Annotated in this window: 12 protein-coding genes and 1 tRNA gene; 10 read left to right on the plus strand and 3 right to left on the minus strand. The window is 42.6% G+C overall.

Annotated elements, in window-relative coordinates; genetic code table 11:
• Nucleotides 1–5 precede the first annotated feature (5 nt).
• Together D4T97_RS15720 and D4T97_RS15725 are read right to left on the minus strand one after the other, a co-directional pair.
• Nucleotides 6–536 (minus strand): DUF6241 domain-containing protein, encoded by a 531-nt coding sequence (locus D4T97_RS15720; RefSeq protein ID WP_126051717.1) that lies wholly within the window; start codon nucleotides 534–536, stop codon nucleotides 6–8.
• Between the two features lie 235 nt (nucleotides 537–771).
• A tRNA-Leu gene (locus D4T97_RS15725) sits at nucleotides 772–854 on the minus strand.
• A gap of 284 nt (nucleotides 855–1,138) precedes the next feature.
• On the opposite strand from D4T97_RS15725, the gene D4T97_RS15730 reads away from it, so the two are divergent.
• Both D4T97_RS15730 and D4T97_RS15735 read left to right on the plus strand, forming a co-directional pair.
• The gene (locus D4T97_RS15730) at nucleotides 1,139–2,629 is read left to right on the plus strand and encodes a peptide MFS transporter (RefSeq protein WP_126051718.1); all 1,491 of its coding nucleotides are present in this window, start codon (nucleotides 1,139–1,141) and stop codon (nucleotides 2,627–2,629) included.
• A 661-nt stretch (nucleotides 2,630–3,290) separates the two neighbouring features.
• Complete coding sequence (locus D4T97_RS15735; RefSeq protein WP_126051719.1) at nucleotides 3,291–5,756, plus strand: transglycosylase domain-containing protein; 2,466 nt, start codon at nucleotides 3,291–3,293, stop codon at nucleotides 5,754–5,756.
• Nucleotides 5,757–6,270: 514 nt separating this feature from the next.
• Here D4T97_RS15735 and D4T97_RS15740 read toward each other — a convergent pair.
• Nucleotides 6,271–7,236: a TetR/AcrR family transcriptional regulator gene (locus D4T97_RS15740; RefSeq protein ID WP_235872281.1), complete on the minus strand. Its 966-nt coding sequence runs from the start codon at nucleotides 7,234–7,236 to the stop codon at nucleotides 6,271–6,273.
• A 95-nt stretch (nucleotides 7,237–7,331) separates the two neighbouring features.
• On the opposite strand from D4T97_RS15740, the gene D4T97_RS15745 reads away from it, so the two are divergent.
• From D4T97_RS15745 to D4T97_RS15775, 8 genes are all read left to right on the plus strand, one after another.
• Nucleotides 7,332–8,831, plus strand: coding sequence for a DHA2 family efflux MFS transporter permease subunit (locus tag D4T97_RS15745; RefSeq protein WP_126051720.1), 1,500 nt, complete (start codon nucleotides 7,332–7,334; stop codon nucleotides 8,829–8,831).
• A gap of 140 nt (nucleotides 8,832–8,971) precedes the next feature.
• Nucleotides 8,972–10,531: a multicopper oxidase family protein gene (locus D4T97_RS15750; protein ID WP_126051721.1), complete on the plus strand. Its 1,560-nt coding sequence runs from the start codon at nucleotides 8,972–8,974 to the stop codon at nucleotides 10,529–10,531.
• A gap of 76 nt (nucleotides 10,532–10,607) precedes the next feature.
• Nucleotides 10,608–11,426 (plus strand): S1C family serine protease, encoded by an 819-nt coding sequence (locus D4T97_RS15755; RefSeq protein WP_126051722.1) that lies wholly within the window; start codon nucleotides 10,608–10,610, stop codon nucleotides 11,424–11,426.
• 346 nt (nucleotides 11,427–11,772) lie between these two features.
• A complete protein-coding gene (locus tag D4T97_RS15760) occupies nucleotides 11,773–13,440 on the plus strand; it encodes an ABC1 kinase family protein (protein WP_126051723.1) in 1,668 nt (555 codons plus the stop codon).
• Between the two features lie 29 nt (nucleotides 13,441–13,469).
• Nucleotides 13,470–13,601, plus strand: coding sequence for a hypothetical protein (locus D4T97_RS20935; RefSeq protein WP_268920449.1), 132 nt, complete (start codon nucleotides 13,470–13,472; stop codon nucleotides 13,599–13,601).
• 38 nt (nucleotides 13,602–13,639) lie between these two features.
• A complete protein-coding gene (locus tag D4T97_RS15765) occupies nucleotides 13,640–14,788 on the plus strand; it encodes an iron-containing alcohol dehydrogenase (protein ID WP_126051724.1) in 1,149 nt (382 codons plus the stop codon).
• Between the two features lie 12 nt (nucleotides 14,789–14,800).
• Nucleotides 14,801–16,468, plus strand: coding sequence for a sensor histidine kinase (locus tag D4T97_RS15770; protein ID WP_126051725.1), 1,668 nt, complete (start codon nucleotides 14,801–14,803; stop codon nucleotides 16,466–16,468).
• Complete coding sequence (locus D4T97_RS15775) at nucleotides 16,461–17,900, plus strand: sigma-54-dependent transcriptional regulator (RefSeq protein WP_126051726.1); 1,440 nt, start codon at nucleotides 16,461–16,463, stop codon at nucleotides 17,898–17,900. The genes D4T97_RS15770 and D4T97_RS15775 overlap by 8 nt, the downstream gene beginning before the upstream one ends.
• Nucleotides 17,901–18,225 lie beyond the last annotated feature (325 nt).

The following is an 18,225-nucleotide window of genomic DNA, read 5'->3' on the forward strand; positions in this document are numbered from 1 at the left end:
TCCTATCACTTGAAATTGTTTCTAATAAATTCCACTTCTTCAGCCTGGGACATCGTATCATAAGCACGGCCTACTGTACCGCCCTGATATTCCCAGAAATAGTTATGATCTTCATCGGCACTTAAGAAATTGTTGTTCTCCCATTTTTGAAGGATATGCAACAAATCCTCCTTCAATCCAGCGTCATCAAAGTCTCTTTTGGAAACTACTTCGTAAACCTGTTTAATTGTATCTTCAGTCATAGGGATTGCTCCCCATTTATCTTCAGCCCGAACTTTTTGGTGAGTCATTTTGTGCATTACCGATATAATTTCATCATCAGTAGAATTTTTATCGAGATCGACTTCATAATCAATACCACCAATCAATTGGGTTTGTTCCATGAATTCCTCTTCACTAATACCTGCGGCTTCAGCTTTTTTTTCAACCTCAGCTTGCTTCTGCTCGTCTTGATGAACCAAATATTTGTAGGCCCCAAATAAACCCAAGACTATAACTGACAAAGATGCAGCAGCAATAATTAGAATTTTTTTCACGGTATTTCCTCCAATTGGAAAATTAATTCAAATATTATTATAACAAATCTAAAAATTGTATAAATAAATTTACCGGAAAAAAGACTCGTCAAAGAGGGACAGTGAACGCCAATTTTTATGAAAAATTGAATGCTAAACGGTAATAAAATTCGATTAATTGCAGCAAGGCAAGTCAATGATTTAGATAAAAAAAGACTCCTACATTCCGTAGAAGTCTTGATAGGTATACTGTTGATGCCGTGAGTGGGAGTCGAACCCACACGCCCTCGCGGACACTAGAACCTGAATCTAGCGCGTCTGCCTTTCCGCCACCACGGCAAGGAATCTAGCTTCATTATTATAACATAAATCCAAGGCTTGAATAGGTTTTTTTATGAAAATGCTTTTGAAAAAAAGGGAGGAACTGGTACATGATTTTTGTATACGGTGGAACAACTTCCTTCTAAATATTAAAAAAGCTCTTCCATTTTTGTTAAATAAGGAATTTTTTGGGGTAACAAACAAAAGATAAAGGTGTCGCCAATTAAAAAGTTTTGGGGAATAATTTTTCTACCCAAGAACCTGCGTTGCTGGCATCATAATAAATGTTTGGAGGGTATAGAATGTCTGTTGTGGACAAACAGAAAATTGTATCCAGTGTTCCCCAAAAAGGTTTTTTTGGACACCCAAAAGGGCTTTTTACTTTATTCTTTACGGAGTTTTGGGAGCGCTTCTCATATTATGGGATGAGGGCAATCCTGGTTTTTTATATGTATTATGAAGTGTCCAAAGGCGGTTTGGGCATCGATGAAAAAACTGCTCTTTCGATTGTGTCCATTTATGGTTCACTCGTTTATATGTCGGGGATAATTGGAGGGTGGTTGGCCGATAGGATATTCGGTACTTCAAAGGCTGTCTTTTATGGCGGGATTCTGATTATGTTAGGCCATATTGCTCTTGCTATGCCTGGAGGACTACCGATGTTCTTTGTTTCTATGGTTCTCATTGTAATCGGCACCGGCTTGCTTAAGCCGAATGTATCTGCAATGGTCGGTGATATATATAGTGAGAAGGATGATCGCAGAGACGCCGGGTTCAGTATTTTTTACATGGGGATTAACCTGGGAGCTTTCATTTCCCCTTTGCTTACAGGGGCTGTCATGGATTATAGTTTCCACTTGGGATTTGCCTTCGCTGCTGTTGGTATGTTCTTCGGACTCTTAGTTTATCTCTTTACAAAGAAGAAAAGTTTGGGACTGGCAGGTACTTATATTGCCAATCCTTTATCTCCTGCCGAGAAGAAAAAGGTCTATCTTATCATTGGAGGCGCTGCCCTTCTACTGGGAATTGTTTTAGTCGTCACAATTCCAACAGGATTGCTTACGATACAATCATTCATTGCTCTCGTTGGAATTTTAGGTTTTCTAATACCAACCTTATATTTCGTCTTTATGTATCGCAGCCCCAAAACAACAGAAGTGGAACGTTCCCGCGTTCTGGCTTTTATTCCGTTATTTCTGGCTTCGGTCATGTTTTGGTCTATTCAAGAACAAGGGGCAACTATTCTTGCCAACTTTGCGGATAAAAGAACTCAGTTGGACGTTGCAGGAATTCACCTGTCGCCTGCGTGGTTTCAGTCATTGAATCCTTTATTCATCATCCTGCTAGCTCCGGTTTTTGCTTGGTTATGGGTGAAATTGGGAGAACGCCAGCCCACGATCCCACAAAAGTTTTCATTGGGATTATTGTTTGCAGGCCTTTCCTTTCTCATCATTTTATTGCCAGCATATTTCGGAGGTGCCAATTCATTGGTGCATCCGATCTGGCTTGTCCTAAGTTACCTAATTGTTGTAATCGGTGAATTATGTTTGTCACCTGTCGGGCTATCTGCCGCCACGAAATTAGCGCCTGCTGCATTCTCGGCACAAACAATGAGCCTATGGTTTCTTTCCAATGCGGCAGCCCAGGGACTGAATGCACAGATTGTGAAGTTTTATCATAAAGAAACAGAAATGCTGTATTTCGGCGTCATAGGTGTTATCGCCATCTTGCTAAGTATCATTTTATTTCTTGCCACACCATTAATTCAAAGACAGATGAAAGGTGTGCGGTAATGTTGTTATACTTCCGGCATGGCTTCTAAACAGGTTGCCTGTCCGTGTAAATTTCACGAAAAGCCACCCTTCAGTAAATTTGAAGGGTGGTTTTTAATGTCATATCTTGCTGTATATTAACGAAAGGTTATCGATGGAGGAAGCGTCATTTCATTGTATGATATATACGAACTATTAAAAGAAGAGAATGCTGGTAATTACAATGGAAAGTTTAAATGAACAGAGGGGGCAATGCAAAAGTTATCTAAAATTTCAAGGTGCGTCCAAGCCTTTAGATGAAGATAGTAATACAGAGAGATTAGGCCTACGGTTGGAAATCTGAATTCCTGATCTGAAAGTACATACGTCTAATCGAAAGCTTGAAGTCCTTATATAGATAAATTAATGCGATTTTCAACAGTAACAGAAAGTCATATTATTTGTATGAATAATGTATTGACTGGGGTCTCATAGTGAAACCCGTGGAACAAATCAAAAAAATGTTTGCAAATTATGACTCTGTACGACAATTGCTTTGTAAATCCTCTAAGGATCGAACGTTTGTGACAAATATTTTTAATTTTCAAAATTATGAAAAGGTCAATAGCTGACTTGGTTTGGAGAAAAAGAAAAACGGGTATTCCATCATTGATTTTAATACATGCATAGGGGGAATGCGGTCATGGGGGATAGCTATCCTAGTCGCGAAGAATATAAAAAGAAGATGCTTGAAGGGCATCAAGAAAAAAGGATAGTTGGAAAACTCGCCATTCGTACCATGATGGCATTTTTTATCTGCGGAATTTTACTTATTGGTGTGTTTGGCTATACCGCTATGGCTTATGTTAAAGAAGCACCGAAATTAAATCCGGAGTTGTTGAATTCTCCGCAATCGTCCACCTTGTACGATATGAACAATAAAAAAATAACAGATGTGGCTGGAGCGGAGTATCGGAAGACCATCTCTTTGGATCAAGTGCCTAAGGAGGTCCAAAATGCGTTCCTTGCGGTTGAGGATGCCAGGTTTTGGAAGCATCGTGGCATTGATGTTAAGCGGGTTGCTGGTGCTGTGGTAGCAAATGTCAAGGAAGGCTTTGGGGTAGAGGGCGCTAGTACGATTACACAACAACTCGTAAAGATGTCTTTTTTATCCACTGAAAAAACGATAGAGCGCAAGGTGCAGGAAGCGTATCTTGCATTGAAATTAGAGAAGCAATATACAAAAGAAGAAATATTGGAGATGTATCTGAACAAGGTGTATTTTGGCGAAGGTGCCTACGGAATTGCGACTGCAGCGGAAGTGTATTTCGGAAAATCTGTTAAGGATTTGAATATCAGCGAAGCGGCACTGTTGGCCGGATTGTTGCAAAGGCCAAGCGGCTATAACCCGTACAATAACCCTGAGCTTGCGGAGACTAGGAGGAATACGGTCCTTTCCTTAATGGAGCAGCATGAATATATATCGGCAAAAGAACGACAGGAAGCCCAATCGATCCCTGTAAAGGAAATGCTCCACAAGCAAAAGAAAAAAACTGCGTATAACAGCTTCACGGATCAGGTTGTCAGAGAGTTGAATGAAAAAGGGATTAGTGAGGAGGATCTTTATACACAGGGTTTAAAAATTTATACAACATATGATCCGGAAGCGCAAAAAATAACGGAAAAAGTTTTAACTACAGACGAATATATTGCGTATCCTGAAGATGACTTCAAAGCGGGGGTCGTACTATTAGAAACAAAGACAGGAGAAGTACGGGCAATCGGCGGAAGCCGCGATTCAAATGCAGAGGTTCAAAGGGGATTCAATTATGGCACTCAAATGAAACGGCAGCCCGGATCTACTGCAAAACCGATTATGGCTTATGGGCCGGCAATTGAAAACTTGAAATGGTCGACAGCTGAGCAGATAAAGGATGAACAGATCGAGTTGAACGGCAAGGTTTTTAAAAACTGGAATAACCGTTTCCATGGAAATGTCTCAATGAGGACTGCGCTGCAATGGTCCTATAATATTCCCGCAATTAAAGCTATGATGGAAGCCGGTCCTGAAGAAGCCAGACAATTTGCCGCGAGGCTTGGTATCGAATTGGAGGAAATTTTCCCCGCATACGCAATTGGTGGTTTTAAAACTGGAGTTTCACCCCTTGAGCTGGCTGGAGCTTACGCGGCGTTCGGGAACGATGGAGTTTTTAATGAGCCGCATACAGTTCGAAAAATCGTGTATCCAGATGGAAAGGAAAAGAACCTCAAACCGGAACCTGTTCAGGCGATGAGCGATTCTACAGCTTATATGATAACGGATATGTTAAAGACGGCAGTTGTTGAAGGGACAGGACAGATGGCCAATATTCCCGGGCTCCCCATCGCGGGAAAAACCGGAACAAATGAGCTGCCTGATCATATTTATGGATCGGGAGTAACAGATGCCTGGTTCGCCGGATATACAACACGTTATTCCGCTGCTGTGTGGACGGGATATGATACGATTTCACAGGAGAGCTTCGTCCGAATGGAGGACTCCCATAACGCCAAGTTGATTTTTAAACACATCATGTCCCAAGTTTCTGAGGACATTGAAACCCCGGATTTCACCATGCCTTCTTCGGTTGAAAAAATGGTTATTGGTAGTCGGGCTGAATTATTCATCAATGGAACTGCGCCAAAAAGGAATCCGGTGATTATCAATAAGCCGCAAAAAAGAAATGAAGAGGAAAGCGAGCCGGAGATTACGGAAGAGGAAGAAAAAGACGACGATGCAAACGAGGAAGTGGAAGAGGAGGAAAAGACAGAGGATAAAGAAAAGCAGAAGGAAGAGAAAAAGGCACCGAAACCTGAAAAAGAACCGCAAAAACCACCTGTAGGAAAGAAGCCGCCAGCCCCTGTTAAAGAGAAGCCGAAGGATAACAGTCCGAAGCCGACAGAAGGAAATAAGGGTGATGGTGGTCAGGGTGATAAGGGCAACAAGGGTGGCGATGGGAAGGATAATGGAAATAACGATAAAGGAAAAGGAAACCCGGATGATAAGGAATCCGGAAATAAGGACTCTCCTCCTGAGGGGGGAGGTGGATCCGGTGGTTCCGATGATAAGAAGGGGGAACCGGCCGGCCAAAGCTCATCGCCACCCCAAAAAAGTGAAAGTAGAGATTAAGATAGAAAATAAGCCCAATGAAGTGAGCGCAAAGCTACCTTTCATTGGACTTATTTTTTCATTGTGGAAATTAGAAACGCTTAAGTTTATTGTTAATTGTTAACTATTTGTGCTACGTCCAACTTCGACGGACGGGATGTTCTAGTGCAGGCGAAACGACAGGACGTCGCTGCTTGAGCCTGCCCACGGACAGGATATCCTAATGCCGCCGGCGCCACAGGACAAGGAGTGCTTTGGCAGTGTTACATCGCACGAAGGAAAAGCGTCAGCTTTTTCAAGGGCGTGGCGATATAAGGAGGCTAGAGCCTAGTCCTAAAAGGTCACAAACTGGAAGCAGACTCACGAAGAATGTGCTCCTGCGCCAAAGTTAATTCAGGGAAGTCTTGTTCAGCTCGTCGCGAAGCTGCATGAAGCAACTCAAGGAAGTTTCACATGATGTGATTGAAGTTATTAGCTTCCCTGTGGTGGCTTAAAAACTGTTCCTCGGGAAATCGTCTTTGTTTGCCCGTGCTGATCAAGGCGCTTGCGCTTTTGTGCGTCCATTCATGTAATGATATATGGCAAATGCCAGTTCTTTTGCTGTTGTTTCATAAGGTGTATCGGTAAAGGTTGCGCCAAAAGCGCCAAGGATAGTTTCCAATAAATGGACTCTCGGGTTTTCTGACTGGATTTCATTCAAGAGGAACTCGGCGTATTGCTTTCCTTTTTGCTCTTCCCCCAGCGAGTTTGAAAAACTCAATAGCCTATCAAGTATTTGCTTCTTATTATAAAAGCTTTCCTCCAGGTTTACGGGGGCAAGTAGAGATATACGTTCCCCAAACAGCCTGTCTTTTGTTTCAATCATATGAAGAATAATGGAATCCGTTCGGCGCAATATAAAGCTGATAAGCCTGTATGTGTCCAGCTCCTCTTTCAAGCCGGTCACCCAAACATTTATAAAATGTTTGACCATGCCCATGACCATAATGGCGCAATCAACCGCATATGGTTCTGCTTCCTCTCCAAACACGTCAATAAGTCTTCGGGCCAGCCAGGCAAGTTCAGCCATATGATGTTTTTTAATAAAGCCTCTTAATTCAGGGTCTTTGGAGTGGAAAACTGCTTCGAAAAGGGGGACTAATTGATGCTCCCGATAGATTTCCAGCCTGATGGCAATTTGCTTGGCAAAAACTTCTTTATCAGCACGGTCTTTTCCAATCATTAATTCCTTTCTTCTGGCGGCAGTAATTTCTTGGGCGTGAACAAGGATTGTCATCAGGCATTCATTTTTTGATGAAAAATAATTATAAAATGTGCCTTTTGAAATTTGTGATTCATCCAATATATCCTGTACCGAAGTGGCGGCGAAGCCTTTTTCTATAAAAAGCCGTTGAGCGGCTAATAAAACACGCTGTTTACGGTCGTTCATTTCATCACCTTTAGACTGATAGTATAGTTTTATATTATCCGTTAATCTCATATTTATCAATGTTTCAATCATGTTAAAAAAATCTGTTGAAAAAATTGAACGCAGAGTATAAAATGTGAAAAGTGATATTGAATGGACGATTTTTTGATTCAGGAAGGAGAAACAGGATGAATATAGAAGAACTGCAAAAAAAGCCTCCTTACGGTATGATCGCCATACTTTTTTTCGGAGCGTTTGTAGCATTTTTAAATAATACCCTGCTGAATGTGGCGCTTCCAACTATTATGGCGGAGTTTGATGTAAAACCGGCTATTGTGCAATGGCTGACTAACGGATACATGCTCGTCAACGGGATTTTGATTCCGGCAAGTGCGTTTTTCATTCAGCGGTTCACAAACCGCAAATTGTTTCTAACAGCTATGTCGTTGTTTACTTTAGGAACTGCACTTGCTGCTTTTGCCCCTTCCTTCGGTGTTTTGGTGGCGGGAAGAATGGTTCAGGCTTCTGGATCCGGCATGATGATGCCTCTTCTTATGAATGTGATGCTAACTGCATTCCCCGTTGAGCGAAGAGGAGCTGCCATGGGGATGTTCGGACTAGTAATCATGGCTGCGCCGGCAATCGGACCGACACTTTCAGGCTGGGTAGTGGAACATTACAGTTGGAGGACTCTCTTTGAAATTATCCTTCCTTGTGCTGCAATAGTTCTGATCCTGGGCTTTTTTAAATTAAAAAATATCACACCAAATCGTGATATTAAAGTGGATGTTTTTTCACTTGTATTATCGAGCATTGGTTTTGGGGGACTTCTTTACGGGTTCAGTACTGCTGGCGATAAGGGCTGGGATGCCCCAGAAGTATATGGAACAATCATTATTGGCCTAATTGCAATTACGACCTTCATTCTTCGTCAGCTCCGAATGAAAGACCCGATGTTGGAATTCAGGATCTATAAATATCCCATGTTTGCTTTGTCGTCAGTCATCATGGTTGTTGTTTCTGCTTCTATGTTTTCAGGGATGATATTGACTCCGATTTATGTGCAGACAGTCAGAGGGATTTCACCATTCCACGCAGGATTATTAATGCTCCCAGGTGCGATTCTAATGGCAGTAATGTCACCGATCACCGGCAGGCTGTTTGATAAATACGGCGGACGGATTTTGGCTGTGATCGGTCTCTCTATAACTGTGATCACTACACATCTCTTTACTAATCTTAACGTGGATACCGGATTTTATCATATTATGTTCTTATACACGCTTCGCATGTTCGGCATGTCTCTCGTTATGATGCCTGTTATGACGAATGGTTTGAATCAGCTTCCGACGTCCGCAAATCCTCATGGTACAGCAATGAATAATACATTGCAGCAAATTTCAGGAGCGATTGGGACGGCAGTCTTGATTACAATTATGAATAAGCGGATGGAATCGGTCGGGGCAGAGCTGGCTGCAAAAGCTGCAGCTTCCGGTAATGCGCCGGGTAATCCCGAAGCGATGAAAGAATTAACCCAGCAGGCTTTGCTGGACGGCATCACTTACACATTCCATGTTTCAACTTACATCGCTTTAGTTGCGTTATTGTTGGCCTTGTTCATGAAGCGGGTGACCCCGCAGAAGAATAGTCGCGCGCATGCTAAAAAAATGGAACCCCAAACTGAATAAAAATTGTATTAAAGGATGGAGTGAGCGCTACTTACCCATCTTTTTTTGCGTCAATGATCAACTACCTCCACATCTGTCCCTAACATCAACGAATTACCTACATACAATAAATGGGAGAATATATGTCAGGACGTGAAAAAATGAAAATAAAAAACAATAGGAGAATGAAAGTAGACCCTTCCAATCCCGACACTATTCCAAAGTATGTAGATGAGCTTCCGGTTCCACCAGTTGCCAAGCCGCTAGCCGAAATTAAAGGAAATCCTTACTATGAAATTGCAATGAGACAAGTCCCGCATAGATTTCATCGGCTTTTTCCATCCACAACGGTTTGGGGATACGATGGTATGCTGCCAGGTCCTACGATAAAAGTTCAAAAAGACGAAAAGATTTATGTGCGATGGAAGAATAAGTTGCCGGAGAAACATCTGCTGCCAATTGATCGAACTCTTCATGAATCAGCTGGTCCCCCCGACGTTCGAACAGTTGTCCATTTACATGGGGCGAATGTTGCCTGGGAAAGCGACGGACATCCTGAGGCATGGTTTTCCAGGGATTTTGCCAAAACGGGAGCCACCTTCAGACGTAAAGTATATGAATATACGAATAAACAAATGGGGGCTACTCTCTGGTACCACGATCATGCCATCGGTATTACAAGATTGAATGTGTATTCGGGCTTATCCGGTTTTTACTTGATTGAGGATCCAGTGGAAAAACACTTGAAATTACCGAAAGATGGCTACGATATACCATTGATGATACAAGATCGGTCCTTCCGGTCGGATGGTTCTTTATCTTATCCGGAAAACACTAACCCGCCAGCACCCGTAAATCCTTCTGTCCAGCCTTTTTTTATTGGTAATACGATAGCAGTTAACGGAAAGATTTGGCCCAAGTTGACGGTGGAGCCCCGCAAATATCGCTTTCGGATATTGAATGCCTCCAATACAAATGCCTATACTTTAAGACTTGGGGATGGACGTAAGTTTTATCAAATCTCTACAGACGGTGGATTGCTTACCGAACCCGTCGAACTTACAACCCTACCATTGGAGCCTGCGGAACGCTCGGATGTCATCATTGATTTCTCACAACATAAAGGCAAAAAATTAATATTACAAAATACAAATGCCGAAGGCAATATGGGCGTCATTATGCGATTTGATGTCTTACTGCCTCTGAGAGGGAGAGATACCAGCGAAATACCGGCAAAGCTTATTTCAGAAGAACAAGTTTTATATGAACATCACGCCGATAAAACAAGATTATTAAAGCTCGATGCAATCCAGGATGAGTATAACAGGCCGGTGCTTTTGCTCGATGACCGAATGTGGCACGACCCAGTTACAGAAAAGCCGGTCATTGGTGATACGGAAGTATGGAAACTGATCAATGTCACAAATTTTGCCCATCCTATTCACATCCATTTAATTCAATTCAAAATCTTGCATAGGACGCCATTTGACCTTGAACGTTTTCAACAAGATGGATACATCGACTATACGGGCCCGCCTATTGAGCCGGCGGTGCATGAAAGAGGTTGGAAAGATACGGTAAAAGCTGAGCCTGGAATGGTAACAAGCGTCATTATGAAGTTTACGGAAAATCCTGGGGAATACGTTTGGCACTGCCATATACTCGAACACGAGGATTATGACATGATGCGGCCGATGAGGGTTGTGGAGAAAGAAAAATAGGATGGATGGGGCGTGCCTTGCATGCACTGCCCTATGCTACAATGAAATGGACAAGCTACGTTAGGGTGTGGGGCATATGGAGGAAAGAGAGCGGAATCAGGTTGACAGTGATTTAATTGAACAGATTGATGAAGAAGAAATGCATGAACTTGTCCGCCAAGCCCAGGATGCTGCGCTGTTTGATGCTGAGCTGAAAAAGGCGGATGAAAAACCGGCGAGACGATTTCCAAGGTGGCTATTTTGGCTAATCTCCGGGGTCTTTTTGTTCAGCACTTTCTCGTTTGTTTTTCAAATCTATTCGATTCCGGCGATTGAATTTTTGGCTGCATCTGCTCGGCTTTCAGCAGATGAGAAAATTAAAGAATATAAAGCATCAGTTGTAACAATTGCTGCTGGGGACAGTAAGGGAACTGGTTTTTCCATTTCAAGCGACGGCAAGATTTTAACAAATTATCATGTTGTCGAAGGAAATAAGCAGGTTATGGTTGATTTTCCGGATGACGGAATTTATATGGGAGATGTAGTTGCGACATACGAAGAGATCGACTTGGCGCTCCTGGACGTTAATGGAAATGATTTGCCATATTTGGAACTAGCTGAGCAGCCGGATTATATCGAAAACGATTCGGTGATTTTTATTGGGAATCCACTACGTTTTCATGGAATTGCTAATGAAGGATCAATTATTCATCCTATCCGTTTAAGCGGCTGGGAGGAGGATACCGTTATGATGAAAGCACCGGTTTACCGTGGGAACAGCGGCAGCCCTGTCATTAACGAAGGCGGACAGGTCATTGGAGTGGTCTTTGCGAAGATGAAGCATGAGGATTATGGGAAAGTAGGCCTATTCGTGCCGATTGAGTCGTTTCGAATGGCGAAAGAGCAGGGGAAGTAAGCCAGCACTAAGGACTGCTTTTTCGTCTATTTAATAGGGATGTGAGACAAATGCCGGATTAACTGAGACAGCTTTTGAGAGAATACTCTTCGCTTTTCGGCAAATACTCTGCGGAGTGGAAAAATACTCTTCAAATATTGTAGATACTCTCCATATTTCGTTAATACTCTTCGGTTTGAAAAATACTTTTCATTGTTTTAATTAATACTCCTTTTAAACTAGTGTACAATTCCATCCGCTTTGTCCAAGGCCTTTTCTTGCAATAGCTCTTGTGTTTTTTCATAATAAAAGAAACCTTGATTGCTATTATAATTGATTTTCACAAAGGTTGCCGGAGGGGATGAAGATGTTCAGGAGAAAGCTCAAGCATACCCAGAGATACCAGGAAATCATCAATACATTTTTAAAAAATGGCCTTAGTCATTTTCTATTTCGAATGGGCGTGATTGACCGCTCAAAAAAGACGGAGAATTCAGATGTTGATTTGAATTTGAAAGATATTGGGGTAAGACTCCGCGCAACTTTGCAAGATTTGGGGCCCACTTTTATCAAACTCGGCCAGATTGCTAGTTCTCGCCGTGATCTGATTCCGGAAGAGGTCGCATCTGAGCTGGAAAAACTTCAGGACGATGTTGTGCCCTTTTCGTATGAGGAAGTTCATGACATTATCGAGCTGGAGCTTGGTGGTTCGGTTGATAATCTTTTTCAGACGTTTAACCAAACGCCCCTTGCGACTGCTTCCATTGGACAAGTGCATACTGCGCAGCTTTTCACCGGTGAAGAAGTTGCTGTAAAAGTTCAGCGCCCGGATATCCAGTCGGTTATTGAAACAGACTTGGAAATCTTGCATGACCTTGCAAGAGGAATTGAAAAGAGGATGCAGTGGGCTAGAAGGTATCGGATTCGTGAAATGATAGAGGAGTTTTCTACTTCTTTAAGAAATGAACTTGACTATGAACTGGAAGGACGCAATGGAGAAAGGATTGCCCAGCAATTTGTAAAAGTACCATCGATCCATATACCAAAAATCTTTTGGGACTTTTCATCCAAGAAAGTTTTAACGATGGAAATGATCAAAGGAATCAAAGTGACCCATGTGGGAGAGCTTGATGAAAAAGGTTATGACCGTAAGTTGATTGCGGAACGGCTGGCAGACTCGATGTTCTGCCAGGTGTTGGATTACGGATTTTTTCATGGTGATCCGCACCCGGGCAACATTTACATATTACCGAATAATGTGGTGGCTTATTTGGACTTCGGTATGGTGGGTCAGTTAAGGGAAGATTTGAAATATCATTTTGCCTCTCTTTTACTCAACCTGCAGCAAGGCAGCTCCAAAGGAATGATCAAGACTTTTACCGCAATGGATCTGCTCGACGAGAATACAGACGTGGCAGAATTGAAGTACGATTTGGATGGTTTGATCACCAAGTATTATGACACTTCCTTAAAAGAGATCAGCATGGGAGCGGCGCTCACCGATGTGTTTACGATCGCCTATCAGCATCGTGTAAGAATACCGACTGAGATTGCTATCCTTGGAAAGGCGATCCTGACAATGGAGGAAATCCTTAAGAAGCTGGACCCGGAGTTCAGCGTAATGAAGGCGGTCGAGCCCTTCGGAGAAAAGTTGTTTAAACACAGGTATAATCCTAAAAATATTATAAGAAGATCTTTCGATGAGCTGGTTGAAAATATTGAAATTGTCAGGGATTTGCCAAAGGATCTTAAAGAAATCGCAACAACAGTAAAAAGAGGCAGATTGCGTTTTGATATCAATGTAAAAGAGCTGCAGACTTTTTTGCAAAGGCTGGATAAAATAAGCAATCGACTTTCCTTCAGCATCATTCTTCTTTCTTTCAGCATTTTGATGGTCGGCTTGATCATAGGGACTGCTATTGCTGACAAACAAGCATTGTTATTCAGGCTCCCTGTCATTGAAATAGGCTCAATTATTGCCACACTTATGTTTTTATTTATGATCTTTTCGATATTCAGATCAGGAAGGATGTAGCTGGGAACGCAGGGGGTGGCAGTGATTCAATGGGTGTCGTATTCGTATATTTGCTGCCTGTTGTGATGTTCAATGCCATTTGGGATAAAAATATAGGCCGTCATAAAGAAAACTATCTTTCTTTCTGGCGGCTTATCTTCGATGAAAAAATACTGCTATAATAGAATAAAAGATTTCCGGGAAGGAGTCCTCCCAATTTATGAAGATCAATAAATTTGTCATGCCGGAGCTTATCTTTGGAAGCGGTTCCATTGGTCAGGTAGGTGAGTGCTGCGCCAGGCTTGGCGCAAGGAAAGTTTTTATTGTCACGGATCCGGGAGTCCAGGCTTCCGACTGGTTTGAGCAGGTGGTTGATAGTTGCAAAGACGCCAGGCTTCCCTATGCTATTTTCTCAGGTATAACGACGAATCCCAAGGATTACGAGGTGGACAAGGGCGTACAAATTTATTTGGAGGAGGAGTGTGATGCAATCGTCGGGGTTGGCGGGGGCAGTGCCATCGATGTGGCAAAAGCGGTCGCCATCCTGGCTACGAATGGTGGAACCATTCAGGAGTATGAAGGCGTTGATAAAATCAAATTTCCGCTTCCTCCGCAAGTGATGGTGGCCACAACTGCCGGATCAGGCTCAGAGGTTTCTCAATTTTCAATTATCACTGATTCAAAGAAGAAGAAAAAGCTGACAATCATTTCGAAATCTCTTGTCCCTGACATTGCAATAGTCGATCCGCAAACATTGATAACAAAGAGCCCTCTTTTGACAGCAACGACAGGATTGGATGTATTGACACATGCCATCGAATCATTTGTTAGTATTGCTGCAACGCCGTTAACAGATGTCCAGGCAAAAAGTGCAATTATGTTAGTTGCGCAAAATTTACGCCCGTCAGTCGCTTCCAAAATGAATAAAGAAGCAAAAGAGAAGATGGCCATGGCTAGCGTACAGGCGGGCCTCGCGTTCTCGAATGCTATTCTTGGAGCAGTACATGCTATGAGTCATGCGATTGGCGGACGGTTCCTTCTGCCGCACGGGGATGTGAATGCCATTTTACTTCCATACGTTATGGAATTTAATTACCTGGCCTGTCCAGAAAAGTTTTTTCAGATTGCAGAGTTGTTTGGTGAAGAGACCAGCAGCAGATCAATGATGGACGCAGGACAGAGGGCGATTGAATACGTCAAAAAGCTATCGGTGGATATTGGTGCACCCCAGCGGTTATCCGAAATGGGGCTGTCGGAATCTCATGCACCCATCATCGGTCAGGTGGCCATCGAAGATGCCTGCATGATTACAAATCCTCGTGATATTACAGCTACAGATGTAGAACGGTTATTTAAACTCGCGTTATAGGAGGCACATCTTATGTCAGACAGGCAACAGATGATTGAACGGCTTGTTGGAGTAACGTCATCGAAAATCAATTATTATACCGAGCTTAAAAAATCAATTGATGAAATGAAAAAGAAAAATACACAGCTCGAAATCATTAATGAAGTGATGAAAAGCTTTAATATCGATATGTCGATGGATGACATGCTGAAAAACATATTGGAAAAACTGCAGCAGATTTTTCCTTTTAAAAGATTAAGTCTGTCCATTTTGCAAAACGGGGTACTTACCTTGGCAAATGTGTATCCACAAGACTTTTCACATATTCAAATCGGAGATGAGATTCCAAAGGAAAGGTCTCTTTATTGGGAAGTGGCGGAGTCAGGCCTCTTCAGTGTATGTACGCCGGGTACGGATGAATGGGAAAAATACACTGAAAGCCTGCGTTTTGAAAAACTAAGATTGCAACAGCTGCTTGTTTTCCCTCTTTATGGAAAAGGGCGTATTATCGGTGTATTAAGTATTGGAAGTGGTCGGCGAAAGGAATACGGAGTGGAAGACCTCGCTTTTTTACAGCAGCTTTCAGACCAATTAGCTGTTTGCATCGAAAATGTGCGTTTGTATAACGAGGTGTTGAATAGTAAGAAGGAGTGGGAACAGACATTTTTAGCGGTCTCAGATCCCATCATGTTAGTTGATTTGAACGGAAACATTTTAAGATGCAATGGGTCGGCCATGTCTTTTTTTAAAATAAACAGGATGGAAGACTTGCATATGACATTGGACGAATTGTTTTACGGACAACAGGCCGTGGGAGAAAGTCCATTTATGGAAACGCTGCAGACGAAAGAAATGGCATATCGCGAAATCACACTATTTGACCAGACTATTTGTGATGTCCATACATATCCGATTATGAATGAAAATGAAGAGATGTATGGAGTTATTGCGTATGTCAAAGACGTGACTGAAAAGCGTCACATTGAAGCTCGGATGATGCAATCCGGCAAGTTGGCCGCGCTTGGTGAAATGGCAGCAGGGGTTGCCCATGAACTAAATAATCCTTTGACGGCAATTCTTGGAAACACTCAGCTGTTAATGAGAAAAATGAATAATAGTGAGCCTCCCTATGAATTGCTGAAAGACATCTTTAAATGCAGCAAGCGTTGCCAGGATATCATTCGAAACTTGCTTACTTTCTCCCGACAGGATGAATACCTGTTCCAGACGTGCTTGATCAATGAGGCGGTCAAGCAAGTGCTGAGTCTTGTCGGGTATCAAATTCGTCAAAACCATATTGCATTGGAGGTTGACCTGGATCCAGACGTACCCCTTGTTGACGGGAGTATCCAGCAATTGGAGCAGATTATCATCAATTTACTTTTGAACGCAAAGGATGCATTGGAAGAAGCTCAGAGGAAAGATAAAGAAATCATCATTCGCACAGAGAGCGCGTTGGATATGGTTACCCTTTCGGTCATCGATAATGGAACGGGGATAGATTCAGAAGAAATGAATGATATATTCCACCCTTTTTACACAACGAAAGAAGCGGTGAAAGGTACAGGACTTGGCCTTTCCGTCAGTTTGGGGATAGCGGTGGCCCACCGCGGAACGATTGATGTAAAAAGCGAGCCGGGCAAGGGGAGTATTTTTACTCTCCGTTTGCCGGTGAAAAAGGCGGTTGAGATGGGTGACTAACATATTGATTGTTGATGATGACCGTGAAGTCGGCAATTTCTTAAATTATTTTTTAAAGGAAAAAGGATTAAATGTATACATGGCATACAGTGGGAAAGACTTCTGTGAATTGTTTGAAAAGCAGTCCTATCAGCTGGCATTAATAGATGTGAAGCTTCCCGATACGAGCGGACTGGATATCTTAAAGAATATTACAGAAAAAATGCCTGCCTGCAAAACTATCGTCATGACTGGTTATAGCACGGTAAAAGTCGCCGTTGATGCGATTAAGCTCGGAGCAAATGATTTTATCGAAAAGCCTTTTGATGATTTGGATGCATTGGAAATGACAATCGACCAGCTCCTGGCAAACAAGGTGACAACGGCTGAAAGTGATATTCAAGAACTGGCAAGAACGAGCGGCATTATTACAGGAAAGAGCGATACGATGAATCGTCTGCTTGCCCTGGCTTATAAAATTGCCCCGAAAAATATCAATGTCCTTATTGAGGGAGAAACAGGCACGGGCAAGGAGCTTTTTGCCAACTTCCTTCACTATGCGAGCCAGCGGAATGGACAGCCTTTTATCGGAATCAACTGCGGCGCTTTATCTGAATCGCTGCTGGAGAGCGAATTATTCGGCCACGAGAAGGGAGCTTTTACAGGTGCATCAAAGGAAAGAAGAGGTGTATTTGAACTAGCAGGAAAAGGGACCTTGTTTTTGGATGAAGTTGGAGAGGCTTCCATGTCCACGCAGGTGAAGCTGCTGAGGGTTTTAGAAACAGGTGAGTTTATGCGGGTTGGAGGTGAAACTGTACAAAAGACAAATACCAGGATTGTTGCAGCGACTCATGTCGACCTTACTGAAGCAGTAAAAAATAGAGCGTTTCGGGAGGACTTGTTGTATCGGCTGGATGTCGTAAAGCTTGTCATACCCCCTCTACGTGAAAGGCGGGAAGATATCCCGCTGATTGCAAACCACTTGTTGAATAAGGCTGAAGAAAAAATCCAATTGAGCGAAGAGGCAGCGGAACTTATGCAACAATATGACTGGCCGGGAAATGTTAGGGAGCTCTCGAATGTAATTAAAAGGACGTTAACAATCATGGATGAAGGAAGCAGTATGATTTCACCTAGACATCTACCAGTAAACATTCGAACTGGAAAATTACTGCTGATTGAAAAAGCAAAGCCAACAGAAGCGACTTTTGAAGAATATTTAAAAAAGTGGACAGATGACATGCTTGATGTCTGGAGAGCAGAAGAGAAAGTGGAAATGGAGATGATTCTTAATAAAGTAAAAGATCTTGAGCGGGAGATAGGGCGTGCTTTTGTTTTGAAAGTCTTGAAGGAAACGATTGGAGATCGGCAGGATGCGGCCAAGCGTTTAAATATTAGTATGCGGAAGTTAAGGTATTTATTGAATGAAAAAGGGCAGCCGTCCGTGAAATGAACGGCTGCCCTTTTTTTAAAAGTAAAGCGCAACTTGTTATAGAATTTTTTTAAAAAAGAATCTTTTCTTTGTCCAGCGAAGCATAGGGTGTGCTAGTTCAGGCGAAGTCGCGGGAGTCGCCGACCTACTTCCAGTTCGTCTGGCTTGTCGCCTTAGTCTGCGCACCTTGCGCTTTTTACTACTGCTCTAGTAAGGGGAGTACACCTTGGACTGTACTCCCGAGTCATCGGTTGGAAGCGGATGACCAGAGTTTTCCTCGGTAAAAATTAATTTTTTAACATTCCTGACCCGTTCAGGGGACTGAATTTCATGATAACTGCTCTTT

The sequence above is a fragment of the Siminovitchia acidinfaciens genome, assembly GCF_003605385.1.
Taxonomy (GTDB): Bacteria; Bacillota; Bacilli; order Bacillales; family Bacillaceae_C; genus Siminovitchia; species Siminovitchia acidinfaciens.